This window comes from Pseudomonas sp. St316, from assembly GCF_018325905.1.
In the GTDB taxonomy this organism is placed as follows: domain Bacteria; phylum Pseudomonadota; class Gammaproteobacteria; order Pseudomonadales; family Pseudomonadaceae; genus Aquipseudomonas.
The window spans coordinates 2,358,270-2,370,721 of sequence record NZ_AP021901.1 but is presented as its reverse complement, the minus strand read 5'-3'; the positions used below and the strand labels follow the sequence as shown (position 1 = coordinate 2,370,721).

The 12,452-nt window shown below is 54.3% G+C and carries 17 protein-coding genes; 6 read left to right on the top strand and 11 right to left on the bottom strand.

The features are described 5' to 3' along the window. Positions 1 to 183: 183 nt before the first annotated feature. Positions 184 to 837, top strand: a complete 654-nt coding sequence (locus KI237_RS10765) for a hypothetical protein (RefSeq protein WP_212799790.1) — start codon at positions 184 to 186, stop codon at positions 835 to 837. Here the strand turns inward: KI237_RS10765 and KI237_RS10760 are convergent. After that, positions 834 to 1,343, bottom strand: a complete 510-nt coding sequence (locus KI237_RS10760) for an anti-virulence regulator CigR family protein (RefSeq protein WP_212799789.1) — start codon at positions 1,341 to 1,343, stop codon at positions 834 to 836. The genes KI237_RS10765 and KI237_RS10760 overlap by 4 nt on opposite strands. Positions 1,344 to 1,472: 129 nt before the next feature. Here KI237_RS10760 and KI237_RS10755 point away from each other — a divergent pair, with 129 nt between their 5' ends. Then, positions 1,473 to 2,684 carry an MFS transporter gene (locus KI237_RS10755; RefSeq protein ID WP_212799788.1) on the top strand — a complete coding sequence of 404 codons (1,212 nt, stop codon included), beginning with the start codon at positions 1,473 to 1,475 and terminating at the stop codon, positions 2,682 to 2,684. A gap of 233 nt (positions 2,685 to 2,917) precedes the next feature. Continuing rightward, complete coding sequence (locus KI237_RS10750) at positions 2,918 to 3,124, top strand: hypothetical protein (protein WP_018610898.1); 207 nt, start codon at positions 2,918 to 2,920, stop codon at positions 3,122 to 3,124. Positions 3,125 to 3,176: 52 nt separating this feature from the next. On the opposite strand, the gene KI237_RS10745 is transcribed toward KI237_RS10750, so the two are convergent. The 3 genes from KI237_RS10745 to KI237_RS10735 form a co-directional block, all read right to left on the bottom strand. After that, positions 3,177 to 3,485 (bottom strand): AzlD family protein, encoded by a 309-nt coding sequence (locus tag KI237_RS10745; protein ID WP_024619494.1) that lies wholly within the window; start codon positions 3,483 to 3,485, stop codon positions 3,177 to 3,179. After that, positions 3,482 to 4,192 (bottom strand): AzlC family ABC transporter permease, encoded by a 711-nt coding sequence (locus KI237_RS10740; protein WP_212799787.1) that lies wholly within the window; start codon positions 4,190 to 4,192, stop codon positions 3,482 to 3,484. The genes KI237_RS10745 and KI237_RS10740 overlap by 4 nt, the downstream gene beginning before the upstream one ends. Positions 4,193 to 4,300: 108 nt before the next feature. Then, positions 4,301 to 5,140: an FRG domain-containing protein gene (locus KI237_RS10735; RefSeq protein ID WP_212799786.1), complete on the bottom strand. Its 840-nt coding sequence runs from the start codon at positions 5,138 to 5,140 to the stop codon at positions 4,301 to 4,303. Between the two features lie 158 nt (positions 5,141 to 5,298). Here KI237_RS10735 and KI237_RS10730 point away from each other — a divergent pair, with 158 nt between their 5' ends. Further along, complete coding sequence (locus KI237_RS10730) at positions 5,299 to 5,727, top strand: HD domain-containing protein (protein ID WP_212799785.1); 429 nt, start codon at positions 5,299 to 5,301, stop codon at positions 5,725 to 5,727. Between the two features lie 226 nt (positions 5,728 to 5,953). Continuing rightward, a complete protein-coding gene (locus tag KI237_RS10725) occupies positions 5,954 to 6,382 on the top strand; it encodes a DUF2628 domain-containing protein (protein WP_204128282.1) in 429 nt (142 codons plus the stop codon). A gap of 121 nt (positions 6,383 to 6,503) precedes the next feature. Here KI237_RS10725 and KI237_RS10720 read toward each other — a convergent pair whose 3' ends face one another. From KI237_RS10720 to KI237_RS10695, 6 genes are all read right to left on the bottom strand, one after another. Further along, a complete protein-coding gene (locus tag KI237_RS10720; RefSeq protein ID WP_212799784.1) occupies positions 6,504 to 6,773 on the bottom strand; it encodes a YceK/YidQ family lipoprotein in 270 nt (89 codons plus the stop codon). Positions 6,774 to 7,092: 319 nt separating this feature from the next. Beyond that, complete coding sequence (locus KI237_RS10715; protein ID WP_212799783.1) at positions 7,093 to 7,236, bottom strand: hypothetical protein; 144 nt, start codon at positions 7,234 to 7,236, stop codon at positions 7,093 to 7,095. Between the two features lie 442 nt (positions 7,237 to 7,678). Beyond that, positions 7,679 to 8,272 carry a hypothetical protein gene (locus KI237_RS10710; RefSeq protein ID WP_212799782.1) on the bottom strand — a complete coding sequence of 198 codons (594 nt, stop codon included), beginning with the start codon at positions 8,270 to 8,272 and terminating at the stop codon, positions 7,679 to 7,681. Between the two features lie 8 nt (positions 8,273 to 8,280). After that, positions 8,281 to 8,952, bottom strand: coding sequence for a hypothetical protein (locus KI237_RS10705; protein ID WP_212799781.1), 672 nt, complete (start codon positions 8,950 to 8,952; stop codon positions 8,281 to 8,283). Positions 8,953 to 9,169: 217 nt separating this feature from the next. Continuing rightward, the gene (locus tag KI237_RS10700; protein ID WP_212799780.1) at positions 9,170 to 9,538 is read right to left on the bottom strand and encodes a hypothetical protein; all 369 of its coding nucleotides are present in this window, start codon (positions 9,536 to 9,538) and stop codon (positions 9,170 to 9,172) included. Positions 9,539 to 9,654: 116 nt separating this feature from the next. After that, a complete protein-coding gene (locus KI237_RS10695) occupies positions 9,655 to 10,104 on the bottom strand; it encodes a PACE efflux transporter (protein WP_212799779.1) in 450 nt (149 codons plus the stop codon). 106 nt (positions 10,105 to 10,210) lie between these two features. On the opposite strand from KI237_RS10695, the gene KI237_RS10690 reads away from it, so the two are divergent. Beyond that, positions 10,211 to 11,095, top strand: a complete 885-nt coding sequence (locus tag KI237_RS10690; protein ID WP_212799778.1) for a LysR substrate-binding domain-containing protein — start codon at positions 10,211 to 10,213, stop codon at positions 11,093 to 11,095. A gap of 145 nt (positions 11,096 to 11,240) precedes the next feature. On the opposite strand, the gene KI237_RS10685 is transcribed toward KI237_RS10690, so the two are convergent. Next, a complete protein-coding gene (locus KI237_RS10685; protein WP_249410718.1) occupies positions 11,241 to 12,410 on the bottom strand; it encodes an alpha/beta hydrolase in 1,170 nt (389 codons plus the stop codon). Between the last annotated feature and the right edge of the window lie 42 nt (positions 12,411 to 12,452).

Genomic DNA, 12,452 nt, shown 5'->3' with positions numbered 1-12,452 from the left:
TGAATGCGATACCGAGAACAACTCGGAAAAAACTGTGGGAGCAAAGCTTGCTCGCGATGCAGGCGACACGGTTCAACTGCAAGACCGAGTCATCGTTCATCGCGAGCAGGCTCGCTCCCACAGGGGGATTTTTGGCGAATGCGGTACCCGAGAACAACTCGGAAAAAACTGTGGGAGCAAAGCTTGCTCGCGATGCAGGCGACACGGTTCAACTGCAAGACCGAGTCATCGTTCATCGCGAGCAGGCTCGCTCCCACAGGGGGATTTTTGGTGAATGCGATACCGAGAACAACTCGGAAAAAACTGTGGGAGCAAAGCTTGCTCGCGATGCAGGCGACACGGTTCAACTGCAAGACCGAGTCATCGTTCATCGCGAGCAGGCTCGCTCCCACAGGGGGATTTTTGGCGAATGCGGTACCCGAGAACAACTCGGAAAAAACTGTGGGAGCAAAGCTTGCTCGCGATGCAGGCGACACGGTTCAACTGCAAGACCGAGTCATGGTTCATCGCGAGCAGGCTCGCTCCCACAGGGGGATTTTTGGTGAATGCGATACCGAGAACAACTCGGAAAAAACTGTGGGAGCAAAGCTTGCTCGCGATGCAGGCGACACGGTTCAACTGCAAGACCGAGTCATCGTTCATCGCGAGCAGGCTCGCTCCCACAGGGGGATTTTTGGCGAATGCGGTACCCGAGAACAACTCGGAAAAAACTGTGGGAGCGAGCTTGCTCGCGAAGACGTCGGATCAGCCAACATCCATGTTGAATGCCACACCGCTTTCGCGAGCAGCTCGCTCCCACGGCGTTTTGCTCAACTGACTGGCATTGCTCCGACTTAGTCGAACGCGCCATTGAGCACTTCATAGATGATGCCAGTGGCGATCGCCACCAGGATCAAGTCCGTGCCGACCTGTTGCCACTCATAACCGTCATAGTGCGGCAATCGCCCCAACAACCGACCGTCGAGCTTCTTGGCAATACCGGGTGGCAACGGCTTGCCCCGGGCAAGATTTTTCTGGATGCCTGGCGGCAACGCCGGGCCGGGGTTCCAATAATCGCGATAGCCGCCAATCACACCCAGGATGCCGCCGCGGTCGAGGCTCGGGCCGTTATGCCAATCGCCACCGCCACCTTGGTAGCCTTTGCCGCCCTGGTTGCCCTTGTTACCGGGATTTCCTTGACCACCCTTGTTGCCCTGTCCGCCTTTGCCTCCCTGCCCGTGGCCAGGGCCTTGATCGAATTGAGCATTTCCCTTGCCGTTACCCGGGTCCGCGACAACAATGCCTGGGCCAGCCGCCAGAGCGAAACAGGTCACTGCAGCAATCAACGAGCGCGACTTGAACATGGCAGTTCTCTCAAAAAAGGGATGGTCCCTGTAAAGATATAGAGACTAGCGGTGATATTAGTTCCATATCACGCTGCGCGTCGCTTGCCTGGACCGGATACCACCTGAACACGGCAATCAAGGAGCTTCATGCGCAAGGATTACCTGGCTTTTTTCGTCTCGATGTTCCTCTCCCGGTTGGCCGATCAGATTTTGCTGTTCATCGTCCCGTTGATTGTTTTCCAGACCACCAACAGCGTCTCCTGGGCAGGCCTGGCCTTCTTCGTCGAGTCCTTGCCACGTTACCTGTCGTTCCCGATCTGTGGCGCGCTGTGCGACAAGTTCTCGCCGATTCGCATCCTGCACATCAGCCAGGTCTACCGCGCCGTGGCCTGCGGGGTGGCAGTCGTGCTTTATGGCATCTTCGGCGGTATCTATTGGCTCGTCGTGCTCTCGGCCCTGTGCGGCGTGCTGACCACCCAGGGCATCATGGCCCGCGAAGTGCTGATGCCGTACATCTTCAAGCACTACACCTACACCAAGACCCTGTCCTACTCGCAAATCGCCGACCAGACCGGCTTGGTACTGGGCCCGCTGGTCGCTGCACTGCTGCTTGAGGCATGGGCATGGCATTGGGTGGTGCTGGCGATTGCCGGGCTGTTCCTGCTGGCGGACCTGGCGATGCTGTATTGGCAACGCATCAGTTCGGTCACCCTGGAAACCTTCGAGCAACATCACGACCTCTGGCTGAACCCGCTGCGCATTGCCTTCGGCCACATTCGCAGCCTGGCGGAACTGAAAAAGATCATCAGCCTGGCGGTGGGCGTCAACCTGATCATCGGCGTCACCCTCGCCACCTCGGCCGCCATGGTCATCGGCCACTACGGCGCCGGCAAAGATGACTACGCAGGCTTACAGGCGGTCGGCGCCGTGACCACCATCCTCATCTTGTTCCTCCTCGCGCGGGTGACCTTGCCCTTGAAGCTACTGGGCGCCCTCTCCTATACCCTGATTACCGTCGGCGCCTTCAGCACCGCATTCAGCCCGAACATTTGGGGCTATGTCGTCGGCTTTCTGCTGATCGTCGGTTTCGACAAGATGTTCAACGTGTACATGCGCAGCACCCGTCAACAAGTCATTCCCCCACAGGACTTCGGCAAGACTGTCGGCGTCATTACGCTGCTCAACAACTTGTCGCAACCGTTCGCGGGCCTGTTGGTCGCGGTGCTGGCCGCGCCTATTGGAACGCAGGCGGTGATCCTGCTGCTGGCGGTTGCCGCCAGTCTAATCGGAGCGGCAGTGGTCGTGGTGAACAGGCATTCAACACACGGGGCAAGCGTCTACCACACCGATACCGACTGACCCTGCCGGAGAGTCGGTTTGTATTATCAGTGACTTATTATTGAGGCATGGTTGAAACGTTGCCGATGTCGATGCACGTCTGCCCCACCATTCGTCACCTGTTAAAGGTCGGGGCCAACGGGCGATCATGCCTGGCTCAGGGTTTGCACTGGCCAGTCTCAGCAGCCCAGAACGACGTAATTCTGACGCGGCGGCAAATTAATCAATGCTTGGTCAGCAAACGGAGATGTACCGTGTCAACTCTCAACGAAATCGCAGCGAATCACGCGAGAATGGCAAAGTTAAAGGAAGAAGAGTCGATGCGGCTGAGCGCGCTTCAGGGTCAAGTGGTGGGGAGTTTTGAAATTCCACCCATCGAGGCGCCACAGGAGATGTCACTGCACTTTATGGCGGGGGTACAGGACCACTCGTTCGGGGAAGCGGCGGCGCTGAGTTTTTGACCCGGGTGCTGATGGAGTTCCGTCGTCCGCTTGCTCGCGGGCGACGAAACCTTCAGAACTGCCTGGCTAAAGCCGCTGCAAGTATGCCAGCCGCAATGGCCGGCAGCGGTTTTTTCAGTGTCAGCATGACGATTGCCGTGGCCAGCAAAGCCAGGCGTGCGCCGTTGTCACCTTTAACCGCCAGCGGAGCCAACACCGCCACCAACACCGAACCGGACATGGCCGTGATGAACTGCTGTACCCGATAGTTGATCGGCACGAACGACATCACGAAAACACCGCCCCACCGAGTCGCCAATGTCACCGCGGCCATGATCAATATGACCACCAAGGTGCCATAACCCGCCGTTTCAATACTCATTGTTTTTTCTCCATCCACAGCGCGCCCAGAATGCCCCCCGCCAAAGCGCCGACCACAACATGACTGTTCGCCGGCAAGTACCAGTAGGCCAACAGCGATGCGCAGGCCGCCACGGTCCAGATGATGAACATGCGCAGGTTTTTCTTCCCGCCCACGACCATCGCCAACAAGAAACAGCCCATCACCATATCGAGCCCGAAACTGACCGGGTTCTCGATGGCGCTGCCAAAATGAAGCCCCAGCCAACTGCCCAGGATCCACGCGACCCAGAGTGCAATGCCACCGCCGAACAAAAGCCCGAGCCCGGGCTTGCCACGACTCAACGCCTGCATCGCCATGGCCCAGTTCGCATCCGAAACAACCAGCATGACACCGTAGCGTTTGGCAACGGGCAGCTCCCGCAGCCACGGGTAAAGCGTCGCACCCATCAACAAGTGCCGGGCGTTGATGGCGAAGACGGTAATCATCAGCGGAACGACCGGCACTTGCTGTCCCCACAGATCCAGTGCGGCAAATTGAGACGCGCCGGCAAAAACCAGCGTGCTCATGAGCACGGCAGACGTATCACTCAAGCCCGTTTGCGCAGCCGCGAGGCCAAAAGCGACGCCGAACACGACGACGAAAAGAGAGATTGGGATCAGCTGTTTGAAACCGTCGTAGATGTGATTCAACGTCAGCGCGTGCAGGTGGGATTCAACATTCGACAAAACAGGGCCTCTTCTGAATATCTACGGTGCAAAAACCGAGAGTATGAGGCTGAATCTGCATGTCGAAAACTGTTTGGCGGGTCAATGGGCAACTCAACCCGCCGAGCCCTAGAGATTGCGCGTGGCAAAACCGCCAAAACTGGAAAACGTCAAATCCTTGCACAGCCCTTCCAGGTCGCCATAAACGAGCTTTGAACCAACATTCATCAGCAACAGCTCGGAAAACAGCGTTGCCACGCTCTGTTTCTTTATGATGATTTTGTGCGCCTCAGACGCTGGAAAACTGTCTTCTACCTCATAGCCGATGCTAAACAACCCGCTTTGAGACCGGAGCCGGTCATTCATATAGTTCGGTGTGTAAAAACAGAACCCGTCTTCACGAGCCTCGGGGACGGTCGAAAAAACGTCTTCCGGCAAGGCGTTGGTTTCCACCCAAGTATGCTCACCTCCTTGTCCGCGAGGTGTCACCACATACACCGCCACGTCATTTTCAACGACCCCAACCCTGTCATCCGTATCGACAGGAATCGTATCGTTTTCATTGTAATCAGCCATCAAGCCAACGCTTTCGATCAATGGAATCCGTTTGTACCTCACGCCGTCCAGTGCGAAGAAAAGCGCAACCAAGGGTGACAACGACCAATCCAGTAAGCGAGTGGGCATACCGTAGTGCTGCGCAAGCGCGAGCACATCCCAATCATTGTGGGAGGACAGTTGATGATAGGCGTGACGTTCAGCGTTGAATTTTCTGAAGGCCTTGGTGGCCCTGGAGATCAAATCCCCTGACCTGGTTTTGGGGCTGCGGGCCAGAGAAGTCATCAATCCCCAGTTCGCGTTGCCTTGGCCTCGATAAACCGAGCCGTGGACCGTACCGGATTCTTTATTGAGTTTCTTAACTGCGTCGATGTACTCCGTCAGACTCGACACAACAACCGTGGTTTTATACACAACACTTCACTCCCTGAATAAAAGTCAACCACTCACCTGCCAGAGGCAAATAATCGTAAAGCCCGCGCCAAACGCGTACCTTGGCCCATTTGCGATTCAAAACGGCGTCATTCAACCCGAAACAGCATCAAATTGCCACTACGCTACAGGTGAATGTCATGAGTACCCTTGAAAGAGCAATATCGATTTGCGCGCTGGCTCATGAAGGGCAAGTGGATAAGGGCGGCTCCCCTTATGTTTTGCACCCGCTGAAGGTCATGCTGCGCCTAACCCAAGACGAAGAGCGCATAGTGGCGGTGTTACATGACGTAGTCGAAGATACCGCGATCACCCTCACCGACCTGCGCAATGAGGGGTTCAGCGAGGCGGTGCTGGGCGCCGTCGACTCCCTCACCAAGCGCGAGGGTGAGACTTACCAGGCCTTCATCGAGCGTGCTGCGCGCGACCCGATAGCGCGTCGAGTGAAGCTGGCGGATCTTGCGGAAAACAGCGACTTATCTCGCATAAACGAACCAAGCCAGAAAGACCTGGACCGCATTGAAAAGTACCGCAAGGCGACTGACTATCTGACGGCCTTGGAGCAATAGGAACCCCATTGGAAAAATAGAGTGAAGCACGTCACAGACCAAGCGACCGCTCAAGCGGCCAGTGCGCAATGTTCCACACCAACGGCCATAAAACGGCAAAATAAGCACCTCGGGCGATTCACTCGCGCCCTTCGTCAAAGATCAAAGCAATCAATGCGCTAGAAACAGAGCACAGGATTTCTTGGAAGAAAGAAAAATTACTAATGGAAAGCAGGAGCCTTGCAAAATGAGCACAACTGAACAAGTACAAAGCACGGGTAAATACAGCGCCAAATGGCAGGAACGCTTCGACTTCTTTGACACCTACGGTGCACCAAACGACCCGCGCTACAAGGAAGCCGTCAAGACACTGCCTGGCGTCAAGAAGAAAATCCTGATCAACGCCAACGTGATTGCGTTTTTCTTCGGCCCTATCTACCTGTTCGTCTTGGGGCTCTGGAAGAAAAACCTCGCCCTACTGGGTATTTTCCTGGCGATCAATATCGCATTGAGCGTGATTTTCGCAATCATCGGCATGGAGTTTCCCCGGCCTTTGAGCACGGGCCTGAGCATCGCCTTGTCGATGATGTACGCACTCATGGCCAACTACGCCTACTACCTCAAGGAAGTGAAAGGCGAGCAAGGCTGGAACCCGTTCAAAGGCATGCGTCTCTGATTGCAGGCTTAGGTCATCAAGAGCCCGCACCTGATCATGAGTGTGCGGGCTTGTTGTTTCTGAGTCGTGGGAATTTGGATAACCCAGCCTACGGACCTGCGAAGTCTTCGGGCGGGTCCGATCAGTTCCGAGTCGGTTCTTCAGCAAACACGGTATACGGCAGCAATAGCGTATCGGCGACCAAGCTGAACGGCAGGTCAATCAACGCCAATGGCACCAAGGCACGAAACACTCCGGCGTTTTCATCCGTTGCGGCCTTGATCACTTCAATATCGGTGGAGGACCCGCAATACGGATGGGGACCACAACGTGGACGATCATCGAAGGTTTCAGAGAGCGTCGAACAACCTGCCAGCAGCACAACGGCCAATATGCCTAGGAACAATTTCATGCGATCACTCACGAATACGGGCCGGAAGAACAGAGATCCGCACTCTACTCCAAGCCCTGTGAAACGGGCGACATAAGTTACCTGTCTTGCATCAGTGCGCCGTACTCCCGTCAGAAACAACGACCCGAACGTCAGTCTCTCTGAGGATACTTACGCTGGAAGTAACGGCACCGATGCCTGACAGCAAGGGCATCGGTGTCTCTTGTCCGCTCTGGCAGTCCGTCGAGGGTCAACTCATCTCCATCACCCTGAGAATGGCCATCAGGGAGGCAGGTTCGGCAGACGTCTACAAAGAAACACCAGCCGAAGCTCAACTGCCTTAACGACCAGAATGTTGTTTTTTTACACCATTCTTAGTCTTTCGCTCAAAATAGGCATGAACAAACCACAGTGCCAGGGCAAAGCCGGCAAAGCCAAAGATGAAGAGCAACACCTCTATTGCAGTACCTTCATGAGAAAACATTGTATTCACCTCATCCTTAAGTGGGTTGATCGAAAATCGCCACGATTGAAACTTCTAGTAACAATCCAAACATTTTCAGGGTAGTCGCCAACAACCTGTGTGGCAACCCTTAGCCCGGCATAAAGCCCCGGTCTAGACGAGTCGAAGCCCCATGACCCCCTGCCCGGCGGGCCAATGTGTGGTTTCATAACGGTCGATCCAGCCCCTTCAAGGAGCGGTGGTGAACACCCAGGACGAATCAAGCACTGAAACAAGGGGGGATTTATTTCCCAGGCAGTCTCAACTGATCCAAGCAAAACCGCCCTCCCTTTCAGGAAAGCGTCAGCACAGCACTAGAATCCATCCCCTCTCGGTCTACGCATTCGATTGGAATCGGTTAATCACCATCGGGACCGCTAGTGCTGACGCTAGATACAACCCACGCCAGACGCAATGCAGAGGTTTATAAACTCTTCTGATCAATCCCACTCCATCCGAGCGATTGAGAAAACGTCTCGTCCAAGACGACTTCCTGGGTCGCAGACACGCTTTTATCGATACCAATCGTCCTGAATCTTAAAACGCTGCCCCTGAGCATCTGTTTAAGAATCGCCTTGGCTTTGTCCCCTCCAGTCACTGCGTAACCGCCCAATATTTTATGAATATTCAAACCCTGCGCCTGGGCTTGCCTTGTGAGCTCCGGACGTAGCCCCAACATATATTCCACAGATGGCTTCGCCAAGATCATGGGGGTCTCCTGAGACGAGATTGTCCATACCTCGTTCTGATCAATCCATATTTGAGCCGTTACGATCGGAATCCGAACATCTCCATTGGACATCAGTCCGACGTAGATCTCCTCGCCCTCTTTACGTACAACTGGAAATACGTTCAACGTATTAAGAAGCGAGTTACCCGCTGTGTAATTTCCAGTCGTGACGATCAAACTGGTTCTTTTGGGGACTACATCACTGTCACTGGATATCTTCCAGGCGGGCGCCGTCGTGCACCCGCTCAGAATCGCGATTGCGATCGCAACGATCACAGTCCATTTCATACGGTCCCCTAAACCCAATTGTCGTAGCGATTAAGCAAAATATTATCCATCTGCCTAAGGCTGATTTCCCGGCCAAGTTCTTCTTCAAACAGACTACGAACGCGTATGTAGAAATCTACGTAGGTCGCGTAGTTTTTTGACATGCCCGCCGTGGTCGGAGCAAAAACCAGCCCCTCCTCATCCGCAATCCACTTCAGCGCTTCCCTGGCTCGCGAATCAACCATTGGAAACAAAGTCGGATAGTGGAAGTGCAGGTACTTCGAAGCGAAGCTACTCGCGTCCTTGTTAGTGACGGCACTGATGGCCTCGCAGAGCCGGGAATGCACCTTATCCACGGCGGTACAGACAGATCCGGTAAGCCTTTCCCCGACTGGAAGAAGGGACGCTTCCAAACCTACATCTGAGCTGCAAATAGATTTAGCCAACCGCGAATAGAAGCCTCCTGTGGAGCCCTCATAGCCATCCTCCTCATCCTTGGTACGACGCTCGACCGATGCCGCCAGACTGCGACCAATGATCAGCGCCTTTGAAGCCACCTGCGCGTGATCGGTGTGGCTGGGATTTTCTTGCACGAAACTGTAGAGCGCTTTGTTGGCCGGTATGAATATGCCACACCCCTGCTCCGTGCCGATGAACTCGTCAGTCAGATAATGGCGTTTTTCCTTTTGTAAAAATTGCATGCGTCGCTCCTTAGGTGAGCGCTAATCATGCCATTTAATCGCCACTATCTGGGAGAGCTGCGGCCTTCGGTCGCGCTGTTTGCGTTCCTACCACTCGAACAGACCATCCAGAGGGAAATGCGCAAAAACCACAATTAAAGTTGACCTATAATCGTGGTCTGTTCAGGTTTGCCCTGTTCACGCCAATTTTCAATTGCAAACGCGTTGAGCTATTGATCTATTCAACGACCGAACGGCTATTGCGCCAGAACAGATACGCCAACCCCACCGGCGCTACGAAAATCGCGAACGACCAGCACATGGCCATGGTGAAAGCCTTCACCATCAGCATGAACAGCGCATTCACGAAAAAAACATTGTTGCCCATGATGTAGCCGACAACGCTTTCGTAGACGAACCGAGAGTACGGATAAAGCAATGTGTTGATGATCGCCAACACGATCAACCCAGGCTTCGCACCGATTCCTGCGGGGCTGTTAGCCGCCAGGGCGATGATCATCACTGTAAACACCAACCCAAAAAGAAACTGGCGGATGTAGTAACTGGTCGTAAGACCGCCAAAAGTCTTGGCGAAAAATGAGTGCATAAGAGATCCCTCTGGAATGCTGATTTAAACGAGGCGCCACCATACCAGCATCATTTATTCACGCAAGATCAAACAGGCTCGAACCAATGAGTAGACGCCTGATTCATGCAACTGATTCAACGGGCGTTGGATACAGAACCCTGATCGGCCTGCGCCGAAAGCGGAACATCAAACACCCGATCAAACACCCATTGAAAAACCAGCGCGTAAAAAAAGAAAAACACAAACAGCCCCAGGTTAGTCACCAGCGCCAGCCAGAGGCTGATGCCCAACCACGCCCCGATCACAGGGGTAAGAATCAGCGTCAAGCCGCCTTCAAATCCCAGGGAATGGAGCAGTCGTCGCTGCCAGTTGCGATGGCGACTGGGTTGGCGGCGCTCCCACCACTCGAACAGGCCGTTGAAAAGCATGTTCCAGGCCAGCGCGACAGCAGAAATCACCAGCGACAGTAGGGTTGAATAGCCCATACCCTGGCCGTAGGTCAGCGCCAGCGCCGGTGCCACGAACAGCACACCGCCAGCTTCGTAGAGGATGGCCTGAAGGATTTTACGGGGCGTGCCTTGCATCGCTGTGCTCCTGGGTTGGTATCGCAGACCACAGCCTGGCAAGTTGAGCGAGCGCGCACAATTGAGCTAAATTGAGCCACGCTCAACCTGAGTAACCTACCCGCCCATGTTCGCTAAACTGCCCCTCACCGCCCTGCGCGGCTTCGAGTCCGCCGCACGACTGGGCAGCTTCAAAGCGGCAGCCCAGGAACTGAACATCAGCCCGGCGGCCATCTCCCATCAAGTCAAAAGCCTTGAAGCCTTCCTTGGCGTGCTTCTGTTCGAACGCTCCAGCCAAAACGTGCGCCTGAGCGCCGACGGCGAGCGCCTTCACCCTTTCATGCACCGTGCCCTGCTTGATATCCAGCACGGCCTGCAGGTGTTGTCGCCGCCTTGTGCTGCGCAGTCGCTGGTGGTGAGTACTACGCCGGCGTTCGCCAGCCTGTGGTTGATACCTCGGCTCGGGGACTTTCATCGGTTGTACCCGGAGATCGGCGTCAGGCTGCATACCAGCAACGACGTGGTCGACCTGCAGCGAGACGCCAGCATCGACCTGGCGATCCGCGCCCTGTTCACGCCTGACCCACTGCTGTTCGAACAGCCTTTGCTGGACGAGTACTTTGGCGTTTATTGCCGTCCCGATTGGCAACCGCCCGCAGTAGGCTCGCCCATCGAACTGATCGACGTGCCGTGGCTGAGTAGCGCGAGCGTCGCGATTGACTGGCCTGCCTGGTGCGCCAAGGCCGGCACTCTGGGCTGGCTCGATAGCGCGCGATTCCGGCGTTATGACGAGGAGCAGCATGCACTGCAGGCAGCGGTTGCCGGGCACGGGCTGGTGCTCGCCAGCAATGTGCTGGTTGCTGAGGTTGTCGGGCGTGGGGAGCTGGTTGAGTATCGCCCTGAGATTCGCTTGGCGGGTGCGCGGTATACGGTGGTGTGTGTGCCGGGGCGGGAGCGGCAGGCGCTGGTACGGTGTTTTAGCGAGTGGTTGCTGGGACAGCGTCTTGGCTGAAAGGGTTCTGTCGACGTCCCGACGAATCGGGACACTTGCAGCCTTGGGTGCGTCGTTAGCCAGTGCACTGTTTAGACTCTGCGAGTCCAGACATTTGAATTTATCATCAATGTCGTCTACCCAGACTTTCCAGGACCCAAAAGCACTACGGCTGTAGAAAAAAATACTTATAAGGGGGTTCGACGATAAATCCTTTTCTTTTGTTGGCCCTCAAATTGCTGACGATCATATCATGCATATCCACTAGCACACGCGCCGAACTACCATACTTTGAATGCCCAAGCAGATCATCAACACCCCCCGCACGAGTGATATCAACAGAGTCTATTCCGGGAGAGAAAAAACCTTCAGAGCCACTAAAGCCAAGCATTTCCCGATCGGCAAGATAGGTGCCAGAGGATAACTTGAGCGCCTTATCTTCCGACGACATATAAATGGTTGCGCGACCAAATTTACTGAACGCGGCCTTATACTTCGAGATAAACGTCTCCCTGGGAAAATCAGGCGCAGCCAGTATAATATTACCCAGCTTCTTATCCAGTAGTTTTGAATGAGTAGTATAGAGCTTAGCCAGTGCAGGAATGACAACTTTTGACCCCATGCTATGCGCCAGGATATGAATTCTCTTTCCCTGCGTAGAGGCCATCAGCTTTAACATGAACTTTTCGAAGTCATCAACGGAGTCCAACGCCCTACCAAAATCGCGATTGTACTTTAACGGATCCCCAATAGAAGGCCAGCTGAACACCACCGGTTGCAAATCAGGATTAATATCATAAGAAACTTGAGCTGCACGCTTCACAGCGTCTTCAAATTTCACATTAAAGCCATGTACGAAAAGCAACACATCACCGCTTTTAAGATCTTTCGCTGACTTGAACTGCTTAAAAAAGTCAGCCTCTGACAACGTTATTGACTTAGCATTCAGCAAGGTAATGATGGGGTCATCCTGCTCTTCCACGAGCCCAAACTTCATTAATATTTTAAATGCGGAGTCATGTGAATCTTTAAAACTCCCCACCTCCCTTTTAGAAGGAATCAAAACGGTCTCCTGACCGTAAGACAGGGGGTCACCGGACACATTCAACTCAGGCAATAGACTGCCATCCGGCGCTTTCTTTCTATTTGTTGCATAGCTGACCTTCACTGGCGCAAAAATTTCAGCCCTCTGTGCCGCTTCAGTATATTCCGGCATGGGATAAGGTAACGGCTCAGAACTGGAAGTTGGAGTCGGATACGAAACTGAAGATGCACACCCGGCAAAAAACACGCTAAATGATAGAAGCCAGATACCACCCAACAAAGAAAACTTCATTATTTTTCCATCCTTTGATTTCATTTAACGCGAGCACCAAAA

What these genes read in the sequence shown, in the direction of transcription:
- KI237_RS10730 (WP_212799785.1), top strand. Translation starts at nt 5,299, where the DNA reads ATGAGTACCCTTGAAAGAGCAATATCGATTTGCGCGCTGGCTCATGAA.
- KI237_RS10720 (WP_212799784.1), bottom strand. Translation starts at nt 6,773, where the DNA reads ATGAAATTGTTCCTAGGCATATTGGCCGTTGTGCTGCTGGCAGGTTGT.
- KI237_RS10725 (WP_204128282.1), top strand. Translation starts at nt 5,954, where the DNA reads ATGAGCACAACTGAACAAGTACAAAGCACGGGTAAATACAGCGCCAAA.
- KI237_RS10690 (WP_212799778.1), top strand. Translation starts at nt 10,211, where the DNA reads ATGTTCGCTAAACTGCCCCTCACCGCCCTGCGCGGCTTCGAGTCCGCC.
- KI237_RS10745 (WP_024619494.1), bottom strand. Translation starts at nt 3,485, where the DNA reads ATGAGTATTGAAACGGCGGGTTATGGCACCTTGGTGGTCATATTGATC.
- KI237_RS10715 (WP_212799783.1), bottom strand. Translation starts at nt 7,236, where the DNA reads ATGTTTTCTCATGAAGGTACTGCAATAGAGGTGTTGCTCTTCATCTTT.
- KI237_RS10760 (WP_212799789.1), bottom strand. Translation starts at nt 1,343, where the DNA reads ATGTTCAAGTCGCGCTCGTTGATTGCTGCAGTGACCTGTTTCGCTCTG.
- KI237_RS10710 (WP_212799782.1), bottom strand. Translation starts at nt 8,272, where the DNA reads ATGAAATGGACTGTGATCGTTGCGATCGCAATCGCGATTCTGAGCGGG.
- KI237_RS10700 (WP_212799780.1), bottom strand. Translation starts at nt 9,538, where the DNA reads ATGCACTCATTTTTCGCCAAGACTTTTGGCGGTCTTACGACCAGTTAC.
- KI237_RS10695 (WP_212799779.1), bottom strand. Translation starts at nt 10,104, where the DNA reads ATGCAAGGCACGCCCCGTAAAATCCTTCAGGCCATCCTCTACGAAGCT.
- KI237_RS10755 (WP_212799788.1), top strand. Translation starts at nt 1,473, where the DNA reads ATGCGCAAGGATTACCTGGCTTTTTTCGTCTCGATGTTCCTCTCCCGG.
- KI237_RS10705 (WP_212799781.1), bottom strand. Translation starts at nt 8,952, where the DNA reads ATGCAATTTTTACAAAAGGAAAAACGCCATTATCTGACTGACGAGTTC.
- KI237_RS10685 (WP_249410718.1), bottom strand. Translation starts at nt 12,410, where the DNA reads ATGAAGTTTTCTTTGTTGGGTGGTATCTGGCTTCTATCATTTAGCGTG.